Annotated in this window: 20 protein-coding genes; 17 read left to right on the top strand and 3 right to left on the bottom strand. The window is 35.8% G+C overall.

The features are described 5' to 3' along the window. Positions 1–117 precede the first annotated feature (117 nt). From J5Y03_RS00395 to nagA, 13 genes are all read left to right on the top strand, one after another. On the top strand, positions 118–570 hold the full coding sequence (locus J5Y03_RS00395) for a MarR family winged helix-turn-helix transcriptional regulator (protein WP_209401219.1): 453 nt from the start codon (positions 118–120) through the stop codon (positions 568–570). A 25-nt stretch (positions 571–595) separates the two neighbouring features. Then, on the top strand, positions 596–1,114 hold the full coding sequence (locus J5Y03_RS00390) for a GNAT family N-acetyltransferase (RefSeq protein WP_209401217.1): 519 nt from the start codon (positions 596–598) through the stop codon (positions 1,112–1,114). Between the two features lie 23 nt (positions 1,115–1,137). After that, positions 1,138–1,761: an FMN-binding negative transcriptional regulator gene (locus J5Y03_RS00385; RefSeq protein ID WP_209401215.1), complete on the top strand. Its 624-nt coding sequence runs from the start codon at positions 1,138–1,140 to the stop codon at positions 1,759–1,761. A gap of 469 nt (positions 1,762–2,230) precedes the next feature. After that, positions 2,231–3,481, top strand: coding sequence for an ABC transporter substrate-binding protein (locus J5Y03_RS00380; protein ID WP_209401213.1), 1,251 nt, complete (start codon positions 2,231–2,233; stop codon positions 3,479–3,481). Between the two features lie 87 nt (positions 3,482–3,568). After that, positions 3,569–4,489, top strand: coding sequence for a carbohydrate ABC transporter permease (locus tag J5Y03_RS00375; protein WP_245208694.1), 921 nt, complete (start codon positions 3,569–3,571; stop codon positions 4,487–4,489). A gap of 86 nt (positions 4,490–4,575) precedes the next feature. Beyond that, positions 4,576–5,334, top strand: coding sequence for a carbohydrate ABC transporter permease (locus J5Y03_RS00370; protein WP_209402162.1), 759 nt, complete (start codon positions 4,576–4,578; stop codon positions 5,332–5,334). Positions 5,335–5,362: 28 nt separating this feature from the next. Continuing rightward, on the top strand, positions 5,363–6,625 hold the full coding sequence (locus tag J5Y03_RS00365; RefSeq protein WP_209401211.1) for a Gfo/Idh/MocA family protein: 1,263 nt from the start codon (positions 5,363–5,365) through the stop codon (positions 6,623–6,625). A 101-nt stretch (positions 6,626–6,726) separates the two neighbouring features. Next, a complete protein-coding gene (locus J5Y03_RS00360) occupies positions 6,727–7,446 on the top strand; it encodes a GntR family transcriptional regulator (RefSeq protein WP_209401209.1) in 720 nt (239 codons plus the stop codon). 68 nt (positions 7,447–7,514) lie between these two features. After that, positions 7,515–8,723 carry an SIS domain-containing protein gene (locus J5Y03_RS00355; RefSeq protein ID WP_209401207.1) on the top strand — a complete coding sequence of 403 codons (1,209 nt, stop codon included), beginning with the start codon at positions 7,515–7,517 and terminating at the stop codon, positions 8,721–8,723. Further along, positions 8,723–9,574, top strand: coding sequence for a tagatose-bisphosphate aldolase subunit GatY (gatY, locus tag J5Y03_RS00350; RefSeq protein ID WP_280849257.1), 852 nt, complete (start codon positions 8,723–8,725; stop codon positions 9,572–9,574). The genes J5Y03_RS00355 and gatY overlap by 1 nt, the downstream gene beginning before the upstream one ends. 4 nt (positions 9,575–9,578) lie before the next feature. Then, on the top strand, positions 9,579–10,514 hold the full coding sequence (gene pfkB / locus J5Y03_RS00345) for a 1-phosphofructokinase (protein WP_209401202.1): 936 nt from the start codon (positions 9,579–9,581) through the stop codon (positions 10,512–10,514). Position 10,515: 1 nt separating this feature from the next. Continuing rightward, positions 10,516–11,448 carry an ROK family protein gene (locus J5Y03_RS00340; protein ID WP_209401200.1) on the top strand — a complete coding sequence of 311 codons (933 nt, stop codon included), beginning with the start codon at positions 10,516–10,518 and terminating at the stop codon, positions 11,446–11,448. A gap of 92 nt (positions 11,449–11,540) precedes the next feature. Then, complete coding sequence (gene nagA, locus J5Y03_RS00335; RefSeq protein ID WP_209401190.1) at positions 11,541–12,683, top strand: N-acetylglucosamine-6-phosphate deacetylase; 1,143 nt, start codon at positions 11,541–11,543, stop codon at positions 12,681–12,683. A gap of 76 nt (positions 12,684–12,759) precedes the next feature. Here the strand turns inward: nagA and J5Y03_RS00330 are convergent, their stop codons facing one another. Both J5Y03_RS00330 and J5Y03_RS00325 read right to left on the bottom strand, forming a co-directional pair. Further along, complete coding sequence (locus J5Y03_RS00330) at positions 12,760–13,983, bottom strand: amidohydrolase (protein WP_209401188.1); 1,224 nt, start codon at positions 13,981–13,983, stop codon at positions 12,760–12,762. Positions 13,984–14,013: 30 nt separating this feature from the next. Further along, positions 14,014–15,237 carry an amidohydrolase family protein gene (locus J5Y03_RS00325; protein ID WP_209401186.1) on the bottom strand — a complete coding sequence of 408 codons (1,224 nt, stop codon included), beginning with the start codon at positions 15,235–15,237 and terminating at the stop codon, positions 14,014–14,016. A gap of 219 nt (positions 15,238–15,456) precedes the next feature. Between J5Y03_RS00325 and J5Y03_RS00320 the strand changes: the two genes are divergently transcribed. Then, positions 15,457–16,335, top strand: a complete 879-nt coding sequence (locus J5Y03_RS00320; protein ID WP_209401184.1) for a LysR family transcriptional regulator — start codon at positions 15,457–15,459, stop codon at positions 16,333–16,335. A 104-nt stretch (positions 16,336–16,439) separates the two neighbouring features. Continuing rightward, a complete protein-coding gene (locus tag J5Y03_RS00315) occupies positions 16,440–17,390 on the top strand; it encodes an alpha/beta hydrolase (protein ID WP_209401181.1) in 951 nt (316 codons plus the stop codon). Between the two features lie 96 nt (positions 17,391–17,486). Here the strand turns inward: J5Y03_RS00315 and J5Y03_RS00310 are convergent, their stop codons facing one another. Further along, positions 17,487–17,690: a helix-turn-helix domain-containing protein gene (locus tag J5Y03_RS00310; protein WP_209401179.1), complete on the bottom strand. Its 204-nt coding sequence runs from the start codon at positions 17,688–17,690 to the stop codon at positions 17,487–17,489. Between the two features lie 81 nt (positions 17,691–17,771). Here J5Y03_RS00310 and J5Y03_RS00305 point away from each other — a divergent pair, with 81 nt between their 5' ends. Next, a complete protein-coding gene (locus J5Y03_RS00305) occupies positions 17,772–19,061 on the top strand; it encodes a phytoene desaturase family protein (RefSeq protein WP_209401177.1) in 1,290 nt (429 codons plus the stop codon). After that, positions 19,058–19,924 (top strand): RNA polymerase sigma-70 factor, encoded by an 867-nt coding sequence (locus J5Y03_RS00300; protein ID WP_209401175.1) that lies wholly within the window; start codon positions 19,058–19,060, stop codon positions 19,922–19,924. Before J5Y03_RS00305 ends, J5Y03_RS00300 begins: the two co-directional genes overlap by 4 nt. The last annotated feature ends 27 nt before the right edge of the window (positions 19,925–19,951 follow it).

The following is a 19,951-nucleotide window of genomic DNA, read 5'->3' as shown; positions in this document are numbered from 1 at the left end:
TTAGATAAGTCAAAATTATTAAATGGATTTTGTTGCAAATGCAACAAAGTTAGTTTAGATTTAATGTATATCATTTTTATTGCATTTACAACAAAAATATATACTAAGGAGTTAATTATGAAGGAAATTCTTCGTGAAATTGGAATGATAGCAAGGGCATTAGATTCTATAAGTAATATTGAATTTAAAGAGTTTGACCTTACAAAAGGGCAGTATTTGTACCTTGTGCGAATATGTGAAAATCCAGGAATCATTCAAGAAAAGTTAGCTGAGATGATAAAAGTAGATCGAACAACAGCAGCTCGTGCTATTAAAAAACTTGAAATTAATGGCTTTATTGAAAAGAAAGAGGATGAACATAACAAAAAAATTAAAAAACTCTTTCCAACAGAGAAAGGGGAGAATGTTTATCCTTTTATAAAAAGAGAACATGATTATTCCAATATTGTGGCATTAGAGGGATTTTCTGAAAGAGAAGTAGAAACTATTTTCAATCTTCTTCAAAGAGTAAGAAAAAATGTAGAAAAAGACTGGGAATTTGTGAAAAAGGGAAACAAGAGAAATTATTGATTCTATAAAGGAGCGACATATTTAAATGACTATAGATATAAAAAAGTGTACTCTTGAAGATTCACGCAAACTACAAGAAATTAGTTATGAAACATTTAATGAGACATTTAAACATCAGAATTCACCTGAAAATATGAATACCTATTTGGAAAGAGCATTTAACTTAGAACAATTAGAAGAAGAATTATCCAATATCTCTTCTCAATTCTTTTTTGTTTATTTTAATAATGAAGTCGCTGGATATTTAAAGGTCAATACCAATGATGCTCAGTCTGAAGAAATGGGTAATGAATCACTTGAAATCGAGAGGATTTATATAAAGAACAATTTTCAAAAACATGGGCTTGGTAAAAATCTGTTAAATACAGCTATGGAAATTGCCATGGAATGTGATAAAAAGAAAATTTGGCTAGGCGTATGGGAAAAAAATGAGAATGCTATTACTTTTTATAAGAAAATGGGGTTTGTCCAAACTAGAGCCCACTCTTTTTATATGGGTGATGAAGAACAAACAGACTTTATAATGATCAAAACACTCATATAAATTTTTTTGGAAGGTGGATTATTATGTATATTCCAAATTATTATAAGGTCACAAATGTTGAAGAAATTTGGGACTTTGTTCAAAAAAATTCCTTTGGCACGATTGTCACAACAGAACAAGGGAAACCAATTGCCACTCATTTGCCTCTGGGTTTAAATAAAAAAGGTGAGGATTACTATTTTACTGGACATATGGCTAATGGAAATCCTCAGTGGAAAACATTTGAAACCTGTGAAGATGTGCTAGTTATGTTTCAGGGACCGAACGCTTACATATCTTCTTCTTGGTATGGACATGAAGAAGTTCCAACATGGAATTATCAAGCTGTCCATGTATATGGGAAAGCAAGCATATTAGAGAAAGATGAATTAATAGAAGAATTAACAATAATGCTGGAAAAATATGAAATAAATCGTGAAAATCTTGTTTTATGGGATAAACTCTCTCCTCACCTCTTAGAAAGTGAACTGAAAGGTATAGTTGGATTTAAGATTAAGGTGGGAGAAATTCAGGCTGCATATAAATTAAGTCAGAACCGAAATGAAACGGATTATCTTAACATTATTAATAAATTAGAAAATGAAGGAAAACCAAATTCGAAACAAATGGCTGAACTAATGGATAAGAGGTTAAAAAATAACACATAAGGCTACTTTTATTTAACCCTAGAATTAATGAGAAAAGGGAGTAAATAGAAAGTGGTTGTTTTCAAGAAGATGGTTGCTTTTGAGATTATTAATTTAAAAGGCAGAAGTTGATTACAACGGAAAGGGAGCATCCTGGAGTTGTAATCAACTATCGCATTCTAAAATAGCAACAATGTATACGAAAACAACCTTGTAAGTTAACGATGATGTTGAAATATGTCGATTTAATTTTTTGAAAATTAAATAAATTTATATTTAGAATTCGAATAAGAGGTGATATACTATCATAAACTGGTAATGACATCATTACTAATTAAGTTGTTACAAGGGAGTGATAAAAGTTATTCATATGGTCCATTAGACTTTTTTGTAAGCCTTTACAAATCAACTGGTAATAACATCATGACGACAAAGAAATCTTAATAGGTTGATAATCTTTTATACTTTCAGTAGAAGGAAGGGAAACATGATGAAAAAATGGCTTATTATGCTTTTAACCATAGCCTTAGGATTACTAGGGTTAGCCGGATGTGGTAGTGATCAATCATCAGGTGATGCGAAAGATGGGAAAGTCGAAATTACTTATGGATTATGGGATAAAAATCAACTCCCTGCGATTCAAGACATTATAAAATTATTTAATAAAAAGTATCCGAATATTAAAGTGAAGACGGAACTTACTCCTTATAAACAGTATTTCCAAAAGCTTGAGACAGCCGCAACAGGCGGGGCATTGCCAGATGTTTTATGGATGAATGGTCCACACATCGTCCAATATGCAAAAGGTAACGTGCTTCTTCCAATTAATGACCTAGTTAAAAAATATAATTATAGCTTAGATAATTATCCAAAATCATTAGTTGATCTTTATACAGTTGATGAAAAAGTTTATGGAATCCCAAAAGATTTTGATACGACAGGATTTTGGTATAATAAAAAGATTTTTGATGAAGCAGGCGTGCCATATCCGGATGACACATGGGACTGGAATAAATTAAAAGAAGTAGCGAAAAAACTGACAAATAAAGCTAAAGGTATTTGGGGATATGCATCAGTTTTGACTAACCAATGTGGTTATTATGATTTAATTTGGCAAAATGGTGGTCATATCATTCCTAAAGATGGAAAGTCTGTTGGTTTTGATCAACCTGAGGCAATTGAGGCACTTAAATATGCTACTAGTTTTATTAAGGAAGGGTTATCTCCAACACAAGCTCAAATGACAGAAACAGCCCCTTCTGAATTATTCTCTTCAGGAAAAATTGCAATGATGTTTGATGGACCTTGGATGGTTCCAGAATATAAGAAAAATCCAGACTTAAATGTTACTGTTTTACCAAAAGGAAAACAACGTGCGGTTTCAATTCATGGGTTAGCCAATGTTATTTCAGCGAATACAAAGCATAAGGATGCTGCTTGGAAGTTTGTACAGTTCCTAGGCTCTAAAGATGCGGCTGAAGTATTTGCTAAAACAGGAACAGTTATTCCTGCTTTTAATGGAACCCAAGATGCATGGTTACAATCTGTTCCGAATTTGAACCTTAAAGCCTTTATTGATGAACTTGATTATGCTGTTCCACTACCTAGTGTGAAAAATACAGGGGAAATTTGGCAATATGAAACAGATATTCTGAAAAAGGCTTGGAGCGGAGAAGAGAGTGTAGATGATGCTGTAAAAGAGTTAACGAAACAGGCAGATGATGCACTAGCTAAGAACTAGAAAAAATGAAGAGGAGAAGTTTTTTCTTCTCTTTATTTTCCTTAAAAAGGAGGGAATACAGTGAAGGAAATGCCCTTGCAAGTTGAGATGCAAGAGAATCGAAAATTAAAGATCCCAACCTTAACTAAGACAAGGAAGCGTTCAGATTACTTTTGGGCATATTGTATGATTGCTCCTACTATGTTGGGCTTATTCATTTTTTATCTTTGGCCAATCATTCAAACTTTTTATTTTAGTTTCACTGAATGGGGAGCATTTGGACAATATGCATGGGCGGGATTAAGTAACTATAAACGAATGCTACATGATTCTAACCTTTTACAGTCGTTCAAGAACACGGGAATTTATATTATTTTTACCGTTCCAATTGGGATTTTCCTTTCAATTATTGTAGCGGTTCTCTTAAACCAAAAAATTAAAGGGAAATCAGTTTATAGAACATTATATTTTTTGCCGGTCATTACAATGCCAGCGGCTATAGCCATGGTATGGAAGTGGCTTTATAATTCTGACTATGGACTCTTAAATTATCTTTTATCTATTTTCGGAATAAAGGGTCCTCAGTGGGTTAGTGATCCTAAAATTGCTTTGTATTCGGTTATTGTAGTAGCGATTTGGAGTGGAATTGGTTATAACATGGTAATCTTCTTATCAGGTCTGCAGGGGATTCCGAAAACTTATTACGAAGCAGCAGAGATTGATGGAGCTGGTCCCATCAAGGTATTCTTTAAAATAACCTTACCATTACTAACTCCAGTTATTTTCTTCGTAACCGTCATGTCCTTAATAGGAGCGTTTCAAGTGTTTGATTTAATTTTCATGATGATCGGAACTGGCAGTCCAGCTTTGGAACATACTCAATCGATTGTGTATTTATTTTATCAGCATGCATTCGTGTTAAATGATAAAGGGTATGCAGCTGCAATTGCTGTCTTGTTATTATTTATTATCCTGATCATTACTGCGATTCAAATGGTATTACAGAAAAAGTGGGTTCATTATGACTAAAGGAGGAGTAACGATTGGAAAATAAAAGACAACTTCTTTCAAGTAAAACATTCGTTCATTTTATTCTAATTGTCGGCTCGATTGCGATGGTCTTTCCTTTTATATGGATGTTACTAACCTCTATAAAAACTTATGCGGAGTCGATTCATGTTCCACCTGTTATTTTTCCAAAAGATTTTCAGTGGACAAATTACAAAGCGGTCTTTACTTTACTTCCTTTTTTCAAATTTATGTTTAACACTGTTATTGTTACGGTCATTCGGACAGTTGGCCAATTGTTTTTATGTTCGCTAGCTGCTTATGCATTTGCAAGGATTGAATTTCCTGGTAGAAATATTCTATTTTTAGTAGCATTATCTGTTTTGATGGTACCAGGCCAAGTTTTTTTATTGCCACAATATATGATTATGGTGAAATTAGGCTGGTTAAATACATTGCAAGCTATAATAGTTCCAGGGTTATTTAGTGCATTCGGTACTTTTCTATTAAGGCAATTTTTTATGGGGCTTCCAAAGGAGTTAGAAGAAGCTGCTAGACTTGATGGCTGCAATCATTTTCAAATTTATTGGCGGATTATGTTACCGTTAGCAAAGCCAGGATTGATCGCTTTAGGGATTTTTACTACTCTGTGGAGCTGGAATGAATTAATGTGGCCGATGATTGTCAATAGTTCACCTGATTCAATGACTCTAGCTTCTGGGTTATCATCACTACAGGGGCAATATTTAACAAACTATCCAGTTTTGATGGCTGGCTCTTTCTTAGCCATTTTGCCAATGCTTATCTTATTTATCATCTTGCAAAAGCAATTTATTGAAGGAATTGCCATCACAGGTGGAAAATAATAATCTACATAGCTAGGAGGAATTAGATATGAAAGCAGCTTTAATTGGTGCAGGAAGTAGAGGATTTTATGCTTATGGATCATATGCACTCCAGTATCCTCATGAAATTCAATTTGTTGCAGTAGCTGAACCAAACAAAGAAAAGAGAGAAAAATTTGCAGAAGCTCATCATATTCCAGAGAATATGAGATTCGAAGACTGGACGGAGCTGTTAGAAAAAGAACAACTTTGTGAGGCGCTCTTGATTTGTAGTCCGGACCGAGCACATTATAAGCCTGTTATGAAAGCAATTGAAAAAGGATATAGTATTTTGTTAGAGAAACCAATGTCACCTGTTCCGATTGAGACATTAGAAATCGCCGAAGCAGCCGAAAAACACAATACTTTATTAACGGTCTGCCACGTTATGAGATATGCTCCATTTTATCAAGCGTTAAAAGAGATTGTTGATCGAAAAGTAATTGGTGAGGTCGTGTCAATTCAATGGAATGAAAATGTAGGATATTATCATCATGCTCATAGTTTTGTCCGTGGCAACTGGAGAAATTCAAGTGAATCAAGCCCAATGATATTGCAAAAGAGCTGTCATGATATGGATATGTTAGCATGGTTGATTGGAACTGAGTGTAAGAGTGTTTCCTCTTATGGAAGCTTAACTTATTTTAAAAAGGAAAATGCCCCTAAAGGCTCGACATATCGTTGCTTGGATGGCTGTAAAGTCGAAAAGGAATGTCCATATTCAGCGGCAAAGTGGTATTTAAATGATCGTGATGTTTGGCCGGCAAATGCCATTTCGGCAAACGCTAGCCTTGAAAGCAGACTAAAGGAAATTCAAGAAGGTCCTTATGGACGCTGTGTGTATCATTGTGATAATGATGTTGTCGATCATCAGGTAGTCAATTTATTATTTGAAAATGATGTGACAGTTGCTTTCACGATGACAGCCTTTACAAATGAAATTTTCCGAGACTTTAAAATTATGGGAACAAAAGGTGAAATTAGTGGAAATGATGTGAAAAATAAGATTGAAATCAATTATTTTTCAGGACAAAAGGAAATGATTAATCCTGCAACAGTGAACGGTGGGCATATGGGTGCAGATACGAGTATTATGGTTGATTTTATACGCAGTGTTAATGAGAAGGACAGAGGTAGCTTAACGTCAGCTAGTGTTTCAGCTCAAAGTCATATGATTGCCTATGCCGCCGAGGAATCAAGGGTTTCTGGTGCTATGGTTTCATTAAAGGATTATGTAAAAAAGCTGAAAATGACTAAAGAAGAAGTTTTGTAAAACATTCTACTACAACCTAATGTGGTAATTCTCTGAAAATTATGTATAATATACTTATAACTAACTGGTTATTACAAAGATACCACCTAAAGGAGCTAATCATGGTAGAAAAGGATTCTCGACTTCCACTTTATTATCAATTAATGGATATTTTATTAGCAAAAATCGAATCAGGTGAACTTGCCGAAAATGATCAGCTTCCATCAGAGAGAGAATTATGTGATTCCTATCAAGTCAGCCGGACAACGGTACGACAGACTATGCAGGAGCTGGAAAAGCAAGGATATATTTATAAAATTCATGGTAAAGGAACTTATGTTTCACCAAAAACATACAATCAAAGTCTAGTGAAATTTTATAGTTTTACAGAAGAAATGAAGAAAGCTGGAAAAATACCAACTACTGTGGTTGTTTCTTTTGAAAAAATGTTCTGTGATACTAAAATAGCAAAAGCTATGAATCTTTCGAATGAAGAAGAAGTATTTAAGATTATCCGATTAAGGCTGGCAGACAAGGAACCGATGTTATACGAAACATCTTATGTTCCAGTGAATGATTTTAAAAATCTTTCAAGTCAAGAATTAGAGCATACGCCAATGTATGAAATCTTTCGTTCTCAGTATAACGTGACTATTTCAAGTGCAATGGAAAGTTTTATGGCGGTTAGCTCCAATAAGGTAGAAGCAGAAATGTTAAACATTATTGAAGGCGCTCCATGTCTTATGCTAAAACGTATTACCTATGACCAAAGCAAAGTGATTGAGTATACGATTTCTATTGCTAGAGGGGATAAATTTACTTATACGGTAGAGCTGAAATAGATACTGTGTGTATCTATTTTAGTTAAACTGGTAATGATGACATGAACAGTTTGATAGGAGGAGAATGTATGGAGCTATTAAAATCAAGTGAAATTGATAGAAAGACTGTTGGTGCCAGCCATACTGCGAAAGAAATAGCTCAGCAGCCTAGATTATGGAATGAGACAAAGGAAATACTTTTTTCTAATAGAGATCGAATTCTTTCTTTTTTAAATAATATTGAAAGAAAGTATGATCAACTTCGGATTATCTTGACAGGAGCTGGTACGTCTGCTTTTGTCGGCGACACCATCCTACCCCATCTAAAACAGATTGTAAACAACAAAAAAAGAGTGGTGGAGAGCATTGCTACAACGAATATTGTTTCGAATCCTCATTCTTATTTAGATAAGAACTTTCCAACGATCATGATTTCCTTTGCCCGTTCAGGGAATAGTCCAGAAAGTTTGGCTGCAATTCACTTAGGTGAAAAAATCATAGATGATTTTTATGGAATTATCTTTACATGTAATCAAGATGGACTATTATCTGTGAACAAGAAAAATGATGAAAAGCACTTAGTCATCTATATGCCAGAGGACGCGAATGATCAAAGCTTTGCAATGACGAGTAGTTTTACGACCATGCTTCTCTCAGTTTTACTTCTTTTTCATATTGAACAGATTCATAAGTTTGAGACAACGTTTGAGGATCTTATTTCTGCCGGTGATTCGATTATAAAAGAGAGTGAAAAAAGTCTAAAAGAACTAGCGGCTTCCAGTTTCTCTAAGGTTGTTTATTTAGGTTCAGGGGTATTTGAAGGGTTAGCAAGAGAGGCGTCTTTAAAATTGTTAGAGTTAACGGGCGGTATGATTCCTTCTAGCTTTGATACTTCACTAGGATTCCGGCACGGACCGAAGTCTATTTTAGATAAAGATACAATTGTATTCGTCTTCTTATCGAGTGATTCCTACACAAGAAAATACGATCTTGATATTTTAGAAGAAATCTATCGAGAAAAGGATCGGGGAAAGGTTGTAGCGATTTCCTCTCTAAAGGATGTAGCTGCTGAAAACTATTCTGATCTTTTCTATTGTGCGAATCTTCCTAAAATTAATGAAGACATTCTACTTACTTTCCCTTATATTTTATATGCTCAAATCTTTGCAATGTATAAATCTATTAATCTCGGCTTTTTTCCAGATAATCCTTCACCATCAGGGGTGGTTAACAGGGTTGTTAAAGGAGTCACCATCCATCCTTTTGTAAATGGATTGAATAATGGAGGGAAAATATGATGATCATTTCTCGAAGTGCGATGTTATCAGATGCACAGGCAAATGGCTATGCAGTTCCTGCTTTTAATATTCATAACTTAGAAACGATGAAAACTGTTTTAGAAACGGCTCAGGAGCTACGGTCCCCAGTTATGATTGCTGTAACGCCTAGTACAGTTAACTATATTGGTCAGGAATTTCTAATTGGTATGATGGATGCAGCTAAAAAAAGCTACGATATTCCAATTTGTTTTCATCTCGATCACCATGAAAAAGTTGATGATATTAAAGCTTTGATCCAAAAAGGGATTCCATCTGTTATGATTGATGCATCTCATTATGACTTTGAAGAAAATGTTCGAATTGTCCGTGAGGTGGTAGAATTTGCTGCTCCATTTGGTGTGGCAGTTGAAGCTGAGCTTGGCAGACTTAGTGGGGTTGAAGATGATTTAGAGGTAGATGAAAAAGATCAGATCTATACAAATCCAATACAAGCCCAGGAGTTTGTATCCCGAACTGGAATTAGTTCTTTAGCGGTAGCTATTGGTACAGCCCATGGTCTTTATAAAGGAGAACCAAAATTAGACTTGGAACGATTAACTAATATTCAAAGGGAGGTTAACATCCCATTAGTTCTTCATGGTGGTTCAGGTTTACCAGATGAGTTAGTACAAAAAACAATTAATCAAGGAATTTGTAAAGTAAATATTGCCACTGAACTAAAAATGGCATTCGTTAAAGGGTTACGTAAATATTTACATGAGCACCCAGAGGCAAATGATCCAAGGCATTATTTTCAAGATGCTGTATCTGAAATGAAGAAGGTAACTGCTGATAAAATTAAAATGTGCGGCAGTGTGAATCGAGGGTAGGAAAATGATTGCTACAGTAACATTAAATCCAGCTATTGATACTAGATACTGTCTTCCAGCTATTCAATTGAATGAGGTGAACCGTGTTTCGTCTATAGACAGAACTCCAGGAGGTAAGGGACTTAACGTTTCCCGAGTATTATCTCAATTAGGGATAGAGGTTACGTGTACTGGATTTCTAGGCGGCAAAAATGGAGAGTGGATTGCTGAGCAACTTCTTAATTGGAATTTAATTAATTGCTGGGTACCAATTAAAGATGAAACAAGAGTTTGTATTGCAATTGAATCAAAGGAAGGTCATACAGAAATCCTTGAACAAGGTCCTAAGATAATGGAGAATGAAAAAGAAGAATTTTTGGAAAATTTAGATATCCTTCTTGGATCCAATGAATATATTGTGGTTTCTGGCAGTCTGCCATGTGGGTTAGAGTCTGATTTTTATCGGCAGTTGGCAGAAAAAGCTAAACAAAAAGGAAAGTATTTACTGTTAGATTCAAGTGGTGAGTCGTTAGCTCAAGGGATCCACGGGAAACCTTTTTTAATCAAACCGAATAAAGAAGAATTTTGCAAGTTGATTGGAGAATGGCAAGTTTCCTTGGAGGATATGATATGGCATGCTCAAGCTATTTGTCAAAAGGGAGTAGAGTTCGTTCTGCTCTCTTTAGGTAAAAACGGAGCACTATTAGTCAATAGCAGACGAGTTCTTCAGGCGGATATCCCGACTTTAATGGCTGTTAATCCAGTGGGATCGGGAGATAGTATGCTTGCAGGTTTCATATACGCGCATTCTAAAGGGTATCCAATTGAAGATGTACTCAAGTGGGCATGTGCCTGCGGAATGTCAAATGCAGTATCAGAGAGAACAGGAATGATCGACCTATCACAAGTAAAATCCTTCCTAAATGTCATTAAGGTGAGTGAAATAGTAGGAGGTGAGTAAGGTGGACTATATCGTATGTTTTGATATAGGAGGCACATTTATCAAATTTGGATTATTGGATCGAAATGGAAAAATGATTTTCAAAGATAAAGCAATGACCCCTAAAAGTAATCTACAAAAATCGCTTCCTGAATTCCTAGTTAAGAGGGTAAAATTACTACAAAATGATTTTCAAATCGTAGGAATCGGAATCTCTTCTTGTGGACTGATCAATCATGAAAGAGGAGAAGTCTTATTTTCCAATAATCTTCCGGGCTACTCCGGTATGAAGCTTGCTGAAATTTTATTTAACCAATTGCAATTACCTGTTAGTGTTGAAAATGATGTGAAAAGCGCCTGCTTAGGTGAAATGTGGAAAGGTGCAATTCAAGGAAAGCGAAATGTTGTTTTTTTAACTTTAGGAACAGGGATAGGTAGTACCATTGTTATAGACGGCAAGATTGTAAATGGATCTCATCATCTAGCAGGTGAATTGGGCCATACCGTTATTGTCAGTGAAGGACGCCCTTGCGGTTGTGGCCGGAAAGGCTGCTATGAACGATATGCTGCCACATCGGCTTTAGTAAATGATTTTATTGAGGAAAAGAAAAAGCATGGCGAAGTTGTTGAGAGAATTTCAGGAGAAGAAATTTTTAAGCTGGTTACGGAAGAGGATCCAATTGCTTTATCCGTATACAAAAAATTTATTCGTTTTATTAGCATTGGGCTGACAAATGTTGTTCATCTTCTTAACCCAGAGGCGATCATTATCGGTGGCGGAATTACTGAGCATGCTGACCAATTTATTCAAGATATCAACATTGAATTGAAAAAGGAAATCATGCCTATATATAATCAGGGCAACATAGTCTACCCTTCACACTTAGGAAATGACGCTGGATTGTATGGAGCATGCTACATATTATTAAAGAAACTAAATAAATTACAAGTATGAATTTGATAGGGGTTAGGCAGCATTTTTCAGTGATGTTGCCTATTAATTATTCTGTTGGATGTTTTGAAATTTAAGGGGGGGGAGGAATTAGAGTGAAGGCGATTAAGGCAGAAAAAATTTATACACCGGAGCAAGTGATCGATACAGGTTATTTACTAATTCTAAACGGGAAAATTCACGAAATTACAACTAAAAAGCCTTCATGTGAGATTTTGGACTTTTCCAATTGCCTGGCCATTCCAGGAATGATTGATATCCATATTCATGGAATTAGCGGAAATGACACGATGGACGGAAGTATCGATTCTTTGCAAAAAATGTCCATGTCACTTGCACAGCACGGGGTAACTGGTTTTTTGCCAACTACACTTACACATGATTTTGAACAGATTAAGAAGGCGATAAAGGTAGTTAATGAGACGATGGATCAAACAATAGGTGCCGAAATAATTGGCTCTTATGTAGAGGGGCCATATATTACAACAAAGCATCGCGGAGCGCATCCGGTTAAATTTATTCGCGAACTATCTATTGATGAGTTGATCGAGTTAATAGAGGTCTCTAACAATACAATTAAAGTGATAACAATTGCTCCAGAAAAAGAATTTGCGATTGAAGCAATTCAATTTTTAACGGAAAAAGGGATTCATGTATCGATCGGACACACCAATGCAGATTATGATACAACGAATCATGCGATTGAAAACGGGGCAAGAGTAGCTGTACATACTTATAATGGGATGAGAGGGTTTAATCATCGCGATCCTGGCTGTGTAGGAGCTGTGCTAACAAATGACCAATGTTATTGCGAGTGTATTGCTGATTTACACCATGTTCATCCCGGGGCAATTAAGCTATTGTATAAAGCAAAAGGGAATGATCGTGTCATCTTAATTAGTGACTCGATGGCAGCTGCCGATTTACCAGATGGACAGTATAATCTAGGGACATTAGCAGTTGAAGTGAAAAATAAAATTGCCCGGACAGTTGAAACAGGCTCATTAGCAGGTAGTACAACTAATTTACTGGAATGCTTAAAAAATGTAAAAAAGATACTCGGAACGCCACTGGAAAATATTTTGCCAATGGTTAGTCTTAACCAAGCAAAACTGCTAAAAATTGACCATGAAGTAGGTAGTCTAGAGCCTGGTAAAAAAGCGAATATTGTCTTGTTTGATCAAGAATTAAACGTTCAGGCTACATTTATTAATGGGGAACTTGTTTATTGTGTTTGATTATAAATATATGTTGGTAAAAGGACTGTCTAGAAAACATAGACAGTCCTTTGCTATATTTATTTGATTTTTACTATTATCCAATAGAACCAGAAACGATTTTTCCTTTGAACATCGTTGCTATTCTATTCGACCTTCTTGCAATGACTTCAGCGGAACAAGATGCATCAACTAACACGATGCTCGCATCGTCGCCAACTTGAGGCCATACTTGTTCTCCATTATCATTAAGTGGTGCTTTGTCACCTGTAATAAAATTGAGGGTTTGTGCTAATGATTGTTCGTCTATCCATCTTGAAAATTCTGCTAACCGACCGGCACGTTCTAAAACATCTCCATTTCCAAATGGTGACCAAACATCAAAGATATTATCACAACCGACAGCAGCTGTTACACCTTTTTTACGTAATACATCAACAGGTGGAAACTTTCGGTTAATTGGCACACTCGTAATAATGGTGATCCCTGCATCAGCTAATTGTTCTGCAACGCCTTCTAATTGAGATGGAGTGATATCTCCAAGTCCGAATGCATGACTAATCGCAACTTTTCCTTGTAAACCAGCTTCTTTCGTAAGCTGAGCCAAGCGTTTCATTGTGAAGATCCCTAGATGATCTGAATCATGTAAATGTAAGTCGATTCCCGCATTTCCTTCAACAGCAAGTTCAACCATTTCTTGTAAAGAAGCTTCAATATCACCATCCACAGTAGCTGGATCAACTCCACCTACAAGGCTTGCTCCTTGGCGTAGAGCTTCTCTTACTAAATCCTTTGCCTTAGTTCTCAATAAACCATGTTGCGGAAATGCAACGATTTCATAAGATAACTTTCCTTCAAAAGTTTGCAATGCTTTTTGAACTTCTTCTAAATTCTTTAATCCAACTTCAGGATAGATATCAACATGTGTACGTACATGGGTTACTCCAGTTTTTAAATAATTATCTAGTAACTTTTCTGCACGTTCTTGTGTAGTAGTTTCTAAGTTTGGTAGGACAGTTTTCTCGATTTCAAGTCGTTCAAAAATACTGCTAACAGGTGTGACTGAGCGCCATTTGTCACCTAGGAGAGTTTTATCCAAATGACAATGTTTTTCGATAAAAGATGGAAGAACCAACAATCCTTTGGCGTCCTTTTGAGGTAAATCGTCTAAAATTGTTTCGTTAGAAGATAGTATCATTGAAATTTTTCCATCCCTAATTAATAAATGGAAACAATCCTTTTTTGTGCCAGTTATTACTCCATGATTATATTGGTAGCATGTCTCTAATAAGGCATTTGTTAGCCAAAAAGTTGAGCTCATATCATATTTCTCCTTTTATTTTCGAAATTATTAAAATACTCCAGATGCTAAATTACCTTTAAATAATACGGCTACTCTTTTTGCTCTCCTTGCAACAGCTTCAGCAGAACAGCTTGCATCGACAAAAACGAGATCAGCATCGTCACCTACATTTGGCCAAACGCGTTCTCCATCTTTATTTAAAGGGGTTACTCCTCCAGTTATAAATCCTAAAGTTTGTCCAAGTGAACGTTCATCACTTAAGCTAAAACGCTCAGCTAATGTTCCAGCTTTTTCGAGACTGTCTCCTTTTCCGAATGGAGACCAGTGATCCGTAATACTATCATCTCCTAGAGATACGTTAACTCCTTTTTCCTTTAATAAAGGTATTGGAATCGTTCTTCCAAGAGGAACAGTTGATGTAATCGAAATACCATGATGAGCTAGTAACTCTGCTACTTCACTTGCTTCTTTCATTGGAATATCAGCAAGAGCGAGTGCGTGACTTAATGTGACTCTTCCTTGCCATCCAGCTTCTTCTGTTAAAGATGCCAATCGCTTAAACGTGAAAATACCAAGATGACCAGGGTCATGAATATGAAGGTCAATACCTGCATTTGCTTCTACAGCAAGTTCCATTACAGTTTGTAATGATTTCTCAATATTTTCATCAATTGTAGCTGGGTCAACACCACCTACAATAGTAGCACCACTGCGCAATGCTTCTCTAACTAGTTTAATAGAATTACTTCTTAGTAAACCATGCTGAGGGAAAGCGACTATTTCTACAGAAGCTTTATCTTTAAAAGCTTCCACTGCCTGTAAAGCTGCTTCTAGATTTTTCAACCCAATAACAGGATCAACATTGCAATGAGTACGAATGTGAGTTGAACCTGAGTTTATCAGCAATTCTAGTAATTTTTTCGCTCTTTCTTCCGCAACAGGCAATTGGAGAGGAAGTAATTCACGCTCTTCTTCTAATCTTGTCATAATTCCTTTAGTAGGTATCGTTGGTGCCTTCCAAGGGCCTCCATAATATGTCTTATCGATATGGATGTGCATATCTCTAAAAGATGGAAGCATTAAATAATTTTTGGCATCTCGTTTAGGTAAATTTGTTTCCAAAGGTTGGTTAGCAGAGATTATTTCATTTATTTTTCCATCTTCAATGCGAACATGGAAAAGATCTGTTTTTGTTCCTGAAACTATACCATCTTTATAGTGGTAACCGACTTCTAGTTTGGCATTCGTTAACCAGTAGGCATTATCCGTCACTTATTTATCCTCCTTATAACTAATGATTAATTCTTCGTTTTTCTATTTGTGAACATTTGAGAAATAACAAAATAAAAAATAGACTATGAAAAGAAACTACAATATTACAGTTCCTTTTTCCTCTTATACAAATATGCTAACATGGAGTTAACTATATGAAAAATATTAAAAAAATAAGTTTTACTTACTTTTTTCGTATACAAAAGGAGTGATTCTTAGATGGACATTAGACAACTGCGATATTTTATAGCAATTGTTGAGGAAAGAAAAATCTCAGCTGCTGCTGAAAGGCTCCATATCTCTCAGCCACCATTAAGCCAACAACTAAAATCAATGGAAGAGGAACTTGGCTCAAAATTAATAGAGAGAAGTGGGAAATTTTTAGAATTAACAGAAGCAGGGAAAACCTTATATAAATACGCCTTGAAGATGACTCAATTAATGGAAGAGGCAAAAATGGAAGTCAAGGAAGTAGAAAATGGAGTAAATGGAAGAATAACGATCGGCATTAATACGTTTTCAGTTGTAGAGTTACCTGAATTACTACAACAATTTCAAAAACAATATCCTAATATTACATATAAAATTCAGCAAAATGAATCTTCTCATCTTTGCAGATTAGTAAGAGAGCGGAAAGTTGAGCTGGCGTTCATTCGATTGCCATTGGATTTAGAAAACTTATCAGTTCTTTATCTTTACACAGAGCCATTTTATTTTATAACATCAAAAAATCATAAACCGATGGATCATGAAGTCACACTAGATGAAATTCAAAACTATCCACTCATTTTACCGAGTACAGAAGGATTAGGTGTACATTATTTGATTTTTGAGGCATTTTCTAAATTCAACCTTCAACCTAATATTATAGGTGAGTGTTCTGACATTACCCTCTTGATGAATTTAGTCTCATCTGACTTTGGTGCGTCCATTGTTCCAGAAACCTTACTTAAACTGCATAAAGGTTATCCAATACACGCTCAAAAAATTTCTAGTACAAGTTTGAATGCCTCAGTAGGATTAATATGGCTGAAGAATCATTACTTATCGAAAGCTGCTCAAAACTTTGTTGATTTATTTAGAAGTAGGTTTTGTTAGTTGATAGTGCTAAAGAGGAAAAACGAAAGAACAATAGAAATATACAGTTAAAGGTATACAATGTGAGCCAAATCTCTAATTAGAAGGAGAGAAAGTGAAAATTAATGGATATGCTTTCAACATATAATGAATCGATAGGATATTGGAAACAATATCAAAAATTTTTTCCGGTAGAAATGCAGATAAATGATAATAATTTGCCAATAGAAGAATGGATGATTTGGAATAATGTTCATATTCATCTTGATCGTTTGCCTTCACCAGAAGCAAAATTAAAAATTGTGTTCATTCATGGCGCTGGGGGATATGGCAGATTATTAGTTCCTTATGCACGGATATTGCAAAAATACGGTTATGAAGTAGTGTTACCAGATCTACCGCCTTATGGTTTAAGTTTTACGAATTCAGTTAAAATGTTGAGTTATCAACTATGGATTGACATACTTACAGAATTGATTGATAGGGAATTGAAGCTGGACGGCAAACCTGTTATTTTGGTAGGCACTAGTATAGGAGGTATGTTAGCTTACCATACTGCTGTACAAAGTAAACAAGTTAAAGGGTTAATTGCAACTACATTTGTTGATACAAGTAATTCGAAAGTTCGTGATCAATTAGCTCCTAACAAATTTATTAGTCGGATAGGTAAATTTTTAATGGACAAATTTCCTCTCTTTTTAGATTCCTTGTATATCTCTGTTAATAAAGTCTCTCGCATGCAATTGATTTCGAATAACATTGAAATAACCAAACTTATTATGAAAGATGATTATGCGGCAAATACGAAAATACCTTTGCAATTATTAAGAACTTTTTTTAATATGAAACCGGTAATAAAACCTGAAAATTTCGATGTTTGTCCGGTATTACTTGTCCATCCTGAATTAGACCCAATGACCCCTTATAGTTTCAGTAAACCATTTTTTGATAATTTAAAATGTAAAAAGGAATACGTAATATTAGAGGGTGCTGGTCATTTACCGATTGAACAATCAGGATTAGAGCAGATGAATACTGCTATCCTTTCGTTTTTGAAATCAATAGAGAATGAATGATAAGTGGGAGTTAAAGAAAATATTTTAAAAAAATGGACTACCTCATAAGTAGGTAAACTAGCTTATGAGATAGTCCATTTTTGTATGTCATATTTATCAAAAAAATAGTTTTGACTGAAGAATATCAAAGGCTAGGCCAATTTTTTCTAATTCCTCTTTCGAAGCATTTTGTATTCTTTCTAAGAAGCGAGATTCGATACAATCAAAGGACTCGTTCATCATAGCTTTTCCTTCTTTTGAAAGACGAATGTATTGTTTCCTCCGATCTTCGGTTCCGCTAATTTTCTCAATCCATTTCAATAAAAATTTTCTCCTCCAATTTCGTCACAGATTCATTCCTTCATCCGTTATATTAGTAAATAATCGAAAGGGATGATGACAATGACAAAATATAAAGTGGCTATTGTAGGTGGGGGAATTTCGGGTTTGACGGCTGCGATCTATGCAGCAAAAGCAGGGAAACGAACAATTGTATTGGAACAGCAAAAGCAATTGGGAGGCAGAGCCATCACCAACAAAAAGCAGGGGGTATATTTTAATTTAGGCGGGCATGCAGTGTATAAAGGCGAAGCATATGAAGCATTTCGTGAACTCGGATTACGACTTGATGGAAGCACACCGTCTGTTGATGCTTACGGCTTGTGGAAAGAACAATTATTACCTATACCAACAAACATATCCTCCTTCTTGCAAACGCCTCTCCTAAGTTGGGGAGGTAAGATCGAGTTGGCAAAATGGATCATTAAATTAGGAAAAATGGACACAAGTGTTTGGAACCAGATCAGTATACGCGATTGGATTGAAACTCAATTACATGATCCAATGCTCCGAAACGTGTTCTATGCGCTGCTCCGAACATCTACTTATGTGTTTGCACCTGAATTACACGCTGCTGGTCCTGCCTTAAAGCAAGTGCAGCGTTCGTTAAAAGGAGTCTTGTATCTCGATAAAGGCTGGGGGACATTAGTAGAAGAACTACGTGAACTTGCTGTTCAACAAGGGGTGGAGCTGATAACAGGTTGTAAAGTGGTTGCGGTCGAACATCAAGATCAAAAAGTACACTCAATTTTATGTAAGGATGGTACTAGAATTGAAGCATCGAATGTTGTACTAACTACACCACCTTCTATTTCTCACAAACTAGTTCCCCATGCGGATCAAACAGCACTCGAAATGTGGAATAAGCAAACTATCCCTGTTACCGTCGCGTGTTTAGATGTTGGATTGCGACATTTGCCTTATCCAAAGCATCAATTTATTTATGGATTGGATCAACCAATATTCTTTACTCACCAATCACGGGAGGGAAAACCAAGACCAGCTATCTTGAGTGATAATGGGACAAAAGTGATTTCGCTTTTTAAATATCATGGTCCACAAACAGATGCAGCGAAGGATGAGAGTGATTTGGAAAAAGTATTAGATGTGGCTCAACCTGGCTGGCGGAATGAATTAGTTGCAAGACAGTTCCTGCCGAAAATAACCGTTGTCAACGATTTTCCTCATATGAAAAGAATAGAGAATCCAGGCCCTGCTGTTTCTGAAATTGAGGGACTATATGTTGCTGGTGACTGGGTCTCACATGGAGAGCTACTCGCTGATGCATCTGTAGCTAGCGCTAAACGAGCTGTTTCACAAATATTAAATACTAGAGAGGTAATCAAATTATGAGTATGGATGTACTTTATCAAACCTATCAATCTCTGCTTTTTTCTTTAGCTTACCGCATGTTAGGGAGCGTCATGGATTCAGAAGATATTGTCCAAGAAGCGTTTATAACCATTAATCAGCTCCCTAACAACGAAGATATTGAAAACAAAAAAGCGTATCTATGTAAGATAGTCACAAATCGCTGTTTAGATTTGATTCGGTCATCCGCAAAAAAACGTGAGGTATATGTTGGACCGTGGCTTCCGGAACCATTACTAGAATTAGAGAATGTACCCAACGATCCTTCACAAGCCTTTTTACAACAAGAATCCATCTCCACCGCATATTTGCTATTATTACAACAACTAAATGCGATAGAACGAGCCGTCTTTTTGCTTCGTGAAGTCTTCCAATACACTTATGATGAAATAGCTGAAATACTTGGGAAAAGTAATGATAATTGCAGGCAAATTTTTCACCGTGCGAAAAAAAGCATGAAATATGATCCAAAGAAACAGCCTTCGATTTCAATGGCGGAATCTACAGTAAAAGAGTTTGTACAGTCCATCTTAAATGGAAACGTAAATCAATTATTGGACCTTGTTAATGAAGATGTCGTACTGTACTCAGATGGCGGTGGCAAAGTAAAAGCCGCACAAATACCAATTTTGGGTGCTACTAAAGTGGTTCATTTGCTTCAAAGCCTAATGAAAATGTATGCAGGCAAGTTTACCATCAAATATACATCTGTCAACGGTCTACCAGGACTGATTTTAGCATTCGATAATCACTTACACTATGTGTACTCCTTTGCTTTTAGTGGAAACAGAATTCAGACAATATACGCGGTTGCTAATCCTGATAAACTACGACATTTGCAATAGCAGACTTCATACGATTCTAACTCTCCG

Source organism: Gottfriedia endophytica (assembly GCF_017814275.1).
Taxonomy (GTDB): domain Bacteria; phylum Bacillota; class Bacilli; order Bacillales; family Bacillaceae_G; genus Gottfriedia; species Gottfriedia endophytica.
The sequence above is the reverse complement of the archived record's forward strand: the minus strand, read 5'-3'. Positions and strand labels throughout refer to the sequence as shown.